At 62.9% G+C, this 3,336-nt stretch carries 3 protein-coding genes; all 3 read right to left on the bottom strand.

The genetic code is table 11. The features are described 5' to 3' along the window. Positions 1-338 (bottom strand): DUF3333 domain-containing protein (locus tag EN906_RS27975; RefSeq protein WP_127375523.1); only part of this gene is annotated, 338 nt, incomplete at its 3' end. Then, positions 335-1,801: a phosphate ABC transporter permease subunit PstC gene (gene pstC / locus EN906_RS27980; RefSeq protein ID WP_127271979.1), complete on the bottom strand. Its 1,467-nt coding sequence runs from the start codon at positions 1,799-1,801 to the stop codon at positions 335-337. The genes pstC and EN906_RS27975, both read right to left, overlap by 4 nt. 96 nt (positions 1,802-1,897) lie before the next feature. Next, positions 1,898-2,926, bottom strand: a complete 1,029-nt coding sequence (locus EN906_RS27985) for a substrate-binding domain-containing protein (protein WP_127271977.1) — start codon at positions 2,924-2,926, stop codon at positions 1,898-1,900. Positions 2,927-3,336: the final 410 nt, after the last annotated feature.

Below are 3,336 nucleotides of genomic sequence, written 5' to 3' on the forward strand. Positions count from 1 at the left end.
TCAGGAGAGATGCCGCGCTTGGCCACAAGCGCGTTTTCGGCGAGCTTGGGATAATTTGCCTTGATCAGAACGCTCGGATCGGTTGCACGCTTGCCGGAAGGATCGATCACCTTCTCGTCGAACGAGATCGGCAGTGATACCGTCGTCTGCCAGAAGGCGGTGTAGCCTTTCGAGACGATGGTGATCAGCATGATTGCCAGGAACGCCAGGCCTACGGAAATCGCCACGACGCCATAGAAGCGGAAACGGCGTTCGGCGGCGTAACGGGCCTTCAGGCCGATGTCGCGGCGCGGATGGGCCGCCGCCCTGACCATCGTATCCATGGAAATGTCGGTCATTCGTACTGCTCCCGATATTTGCGCACGATGTAGAGCGCGACGATGTTCATCACCAACGTCAGCGCGAACAGCGTCAGGCCGAGTGCGAAGGCGACCAGCGTCTGCGGCGAATTGAACTCGAGGTCGCCGGTGAGCTGGTTGACGATCTTGACGGTGATGGTCGTCATCGCCTCGAACGGGTTGATGGTGAGGTTGGCGGCGACGCCCGCCGCCAGCACGACAATCATCGTTTCGCCGATGGCGCGCGAGGCGGTCAGCAGGATGGCGCCGACGATGCCGGGCAGTGCAGCCGGCAGGATCACCCGCTTGATCGTCTCGGAGCGGGTCGCGCCGAGGCCAAGCGACCCGTCGCGCATGGCGCGCGGCACCGCGGTTATGATGTCGTCCGAGAGAGAGGACACGACCGGGATCAGCATGACGCCCATGACCAGGCCGGCGGTGAAGATGCTCTGGCCCTGGATGAAGGGCGAACCGCCGGTCAGCGCCGCGGACAGGTCGCGCAGGAACGGCCCAAGCGTGACGACGGCGAAGATGCCGTAGACGATGGTCGGTATGCCGGCCAGAAGTTCAAGCGCCGGCTTAACCACCGAGCGCACCTTGGGCGTTGCATATTCGGCCATGTAGACAGCCGACATCAGCCCGACCGGCACCGCAACCAGCAGCGCGACGGCGGCGATGTAGAGCGTGCCCGCAAGAAGCGGGATCAGGCCGAATTGGCCCTGGCTGCCGCCCGAACCGGCAGCGGCAAAACGCGGATCCCAGACGGTGCCGAAGAAGAAACTCATCGGCGAGACGCTTTCGAAGAAGGTGATCGTCTGGAACAGCATCGAAAGCACGATGCCGATGGTTGTCAGGATGGCGATGGTGGAGGCGGCAAGCAGCCCCCACAGCATCAGCCTCTCGACATTGTTGCGGGCCCTGGCGCGCGGCTCGATCTGCCTGAGCGCATAGAAGGCGCCGGCGATCGAGGAAACGAGAATGACAATGGCGCCGAACAGGCCGAGCCGGTCCTGGACCTTGTTCGCCTCGACGGCGATCGGGATCATGTAATCCTGCGTGTCGCTCGCCAGTGCCACACCCTTGGCGGCGAGCAGCGGCTGCAGCTCGGCAAAGCTGGCAGGCATTGCGGCCAGTGTGCCGGCATCGAGTTTGCGCAGGCCCCTGGCGAGGCTCTTTACGAGGCTGACATCCAGTGCCTCACTGGCAACCTTGCTGTCGACGGTGCGCTCGGGCAAGGCAGTGTGAATGTGTCGGTCAAGATAGACGGAAGACCCGACGGTCCAGACGGCAAGCAGCAAAAGAGCAGGCAGAACGGCGAGCAGGAAGGCCCACCAGCCATGATAGTGGGCGCGCGAATGCGGCTTGACCTTGCCATTGTCCTGGGCCGCGGCACGTTGCCGACCGATGAAAAAGGCAACCAGGCCGACGGCAACGACGATGGCCAGTACGAGCAAGGACGACATGGACCCACCCCAAGAGAAATTCTTACGCAGCCGCCATTGCGGCCTGCGATGAAACCGGGGCGCGGGATTTGGCCCGCACCCCGGTTCGGCAGCTGATTACATCGACTTTCCGGCGGCGAAAGCGTCACGCTGGGCCTGACGCTCGGCATCCGGAGCAGCAACGAGGCCGTATTCGGCGAGCGGGCTTTCCGGGCCAACCATCTGGTCGTCAAGGAAGAACTCGACATATTCCTTGAGGCCGGGAACGACGCCCAGATGCGCCTTCTTGACGTAGAAGAACAGCGGGCGCGAGACGGGATACTTGCCGCTGGCGATCGTCTCGGTCGAAGGCACGACGTCTTCCACGGTGGCGACCTTCAGCTTGTCGGCATTGTTCTCATAGAAGGCGAGGCCAAACACGCCGACGCCGGTCTTGTTGGAGTCGATGCGGGCGAGCGTCTCGGTATAGTCGCCATCGATGTCGACGGCCTTGCCGTCCTTGCGGATGGCGATGCAGGTTTTGCCGATTTCCTTGTCGTCGGCAATGCCGGCGGCCTTGAGAGCAGCCTTGTCACAGCCGGCATCGAGAAGCTTGGTCTCGAACACTTCGCGCGTGCCATGCTTTTCGCCCGGAATGTAGGCGGCGATGTCCCAGTCGGGCAGCTTCGGATTGACCTGGCTCCACTTGGTGTTCGGATTGTCGACGAGCTTGCCGTCGACGACCAGCTTGGCTGCCAGCGCCTTGTAGATGTCGGCGGGAACCAGCGCCCAATCCGGGCCCTTGATGTCGGTGGCGAAGACGATGCCGTCATAGCCGATCCGGACTTCCTGGACTTCCTTCACGCCGGCGTCGGCGCAGGACTTGAGTTCGTCCGCCTTGATCGGACGCGACGAATTGGCGATGTCGATCGTGTCTTCGCCGACGCCCTTGCAGAATTCCTTGATGCCCGCGCCGCTGCCGCCGGATTCGACGACCGGGGTCTTGAAGTTGGTGAATGTTTCGCCGAACTGCTCGGCGACAATCTTGGCATAAGGTAACACGGTCGATGACCCGGCGACCTGGATCTGGTCGCGCGCGGCGGCGAAGCCGGACGTCGCGGCGAGCGCAAGCGCAGCGGCCGACGCCGTATAGAGGAATTTCTTCATGTGGCCTGCTCCTGTTCGGAAGATGGTCTCTCGGCGCTCGTCAGTCGGCGCCCGCTGAGGCCAATAGCCTTCGATTATAACAGTCGCATGACAGTTTGATGTCACCCCGGTAACGCGTCATCGGGATGAGCAGAATGCCGCCTGGCCGGCACTCCCGACGCAGCCCCGCTTTGTCACCGGAATCAGGGACTTGCTCGATTCGGTCGAGGCTGGCCGGCGATTTGGGGATCAGCCGGCCTTTATGAAGAAAAGCCGGACGGGAGCGCGTTGCTCTCAGCCAGACGGTGTCGTGGCCGGGCCATCGCCGAAAACAGGTCCGTTGGGGTAGGTTGACGCTGTCTCATGCCGGCGGTCGCTGCTCCCGCCCGTAACTGGGAAGAGCGGAATTCGAATGTCGCCATTGTCTCGGC

This window comes from Mesorhizobium sp. M7A.F.Ca.CA.004.06.1.1 (genome assembly GCF_003999135.1).
In the GTDB taxonomy this organism is placed as follows: Bacteria; Pseudomonadota; Alphaproteobacteria; order Rhizobiales; family Rhizobiaceae; genus Mesorhizobium.

Excerpts from the sequence above, each read along its gene's own strand:
- pstC (WP_127271979.1), bottom strand. The coding sequence starts at position 1,801 with ATGTCGTCCTTGCTCGTACTGGCCATCGTCGTTGCCGTCGGCCTGGTT.
- EN906_RS27985 (WP_127271977.1), bottom strand. The coding sequence starts at position 2,926 with ATGAAGAAATTCCTCTATACGGCGTCGGCCGCTGCGCTTGCGCTCGCC.